This is a genomic window from uncultured Thiodictyon sp. (assembly GCA_903837595.1).
Lineage (GTDB): Bacteria > Pseudomonadota > Gammaproteobacteria > Chromatiales > Chromatiaceae > Thiodictyon.
This window is the reverse complement of record CAILVI010000100.1, coordinates 1-1,635: the sequence shown is the minus strand read 5'-3', so window position 1 is coordinate 1,635 and position 1,635 is coordinate 1. Positions and strand designations below refer to the sequence as shown.

The 1,635-nt window shown below is 64.1% G+C and carries 1 protein-coding gene; it reads left to right on the top strand.

Annotated features, from left to right (window positions below):
* Positions 1-145 precede the first annotated feature (145 nt).
* Positions 146-1,204, top strand: coding sequence for an IS110 family transposase (locus QZY44_RS05700; RefSeq protein ID WP_295443481.1), 1,059 nt, complete (start codon positions 146-148; stop codon positions 1,202-1,204).
* Positions 1,205-1,635 lie beyond the last annotated feature (431 nt).

Genomic DNA, 1,635 nt, shown 5'->3' with positions numbered 1-1,635 from the left:
CGTTTGGTATTAATTGCAGATACGCGCGTCGTCCGGGACGGCTCGACCAAGGATTTCCCGGCCGTCACGAATAGACGGTGCTGGAAAATGCGAGTTTCCTGTCAGGCACTAGATACATCGTCAACCGAGGTAGCGGAGCAGACCAATGAGCGAGCATAGCAAATCGGCAGTGGCCACGGTGGTGGGGATCGACTTGGCCAAGCGCAGTTTCCATGTGTACGGCGCCGACGCGCGCGGCCAGCCGGTGTTCAGCAAGAAGCTCACCCGCGCGCGGCTGGGCCCTTTTATCGCCAACCTGCCACCCTGCACGGTGGCGATGGAGGCATGCGGCAGTGCGCATCACTGGGCGCGGACCTTTCGGACCTACGGCCATGAGGTCCGGTTGATGGCCCCGCAGTTCGTCAAGCCGTTCGTGAAGTCCAACAAGAACGATGCGGCCGATGCCGAGGCGATCGGCGAAGCGGCCCAGCGTCCCACGATGCGTTTCGTGGCGGTGAAGACGGTCGAGCAGCAGGATATCCAGGCGATTCACCGCATGCGCAGTCTGGTGGTGGAGCGGCGCACCGCCCAGGTCAACCAGATTCGCGGTCTGCTGTTGGAGTACGGCATCGAGATCGCCCAAGGTCGGGCGGCCGCGATGCGGCGGCTCCCGGAGATCCTGGAGGACGCCGATAACGGGCTGAGCGCGCGCTTCCGGGCGGAACTTCGTGAACTGGTCGAGGAGTTGCGCCATCTCGACACGCGGGTCACCCACTATGACGCCCAGATCGATGAGATTGCGCGCAATGATGAGCAGGTGCAGCGTCTGATGTCGATTCCCGGCGTGGGCGCCAAGGGGGCGACCGCCTTGGTGGCGGCGGTCGGCGAGGACCCGGGGCTGTTTCGCAACGGCCGCGGTTTGGCCGCCTGGATCGGCCTGGTGCCGCGCCAACATGCCACCGGCGGACGCGAGCGGTTGCTCGGCATCAGCAAGCGCGGGGATGTCTATCTGCGGCAACTGCTGATCCACGGGGCGCGCGCCGTGTTGCGCTGGGTGGACCGTAAGGAGGATGCCACCAGCCGATGGGCCACGGCGCTGAAGGCGCGTCGTCACACCAATGTCGCCTGCGTGGCCATGGCCAACAAGATCGCCAGGGTCGCCTATGCCGTGATGACCACCGGCAAGCCCTACGATCCGAACATCGGCGCGCTGGCCCAAGGCTAAGCCCAGAACGGCAGGGCGCCCCCGCGTCACCGCTTTCATCCACTCGCGGCCCACGGGCCGCCCTCACCGAGTACCGATCACCACACGTTGCGAAGAGTGAACATCACTGTGATGGCATGAAAGGCAAGTCCTGCCTTCCCGAGACCCTGGGGCTCCCACCAGCCAGCTTGCTGAGACTGAGAGCGTGATGAGGACGGGAAGGCCCGCGGATTCCATCAGGGCACGCGGGTCGGCAACCACGACCCCACCACGATGCCGGATATATGGCTGCAACTTCTCCTTCTGCCAAAAACAGCGGTTTCCCTCTTGCATCGCGGGGCGGACCATATATGGGAGCCAGGCCGCCCTAACTTAACGACATTGAGTTTCCAGGCTGTACTGGAAGATGTCGACAAAGCGTCCACCGCCTTGGGGGAGAGGATCAGCAATCG

Bases quoted from the DNA above. Each gene is read 5' to 3' on its own strand.
- QZY44_RS05700 (WP_295443481.1), top strand. From the start codon at position 146: ATGAGCGAGCATAGCAAATCGGCAGTGGCCACGGTGGTGGGGATCGAC.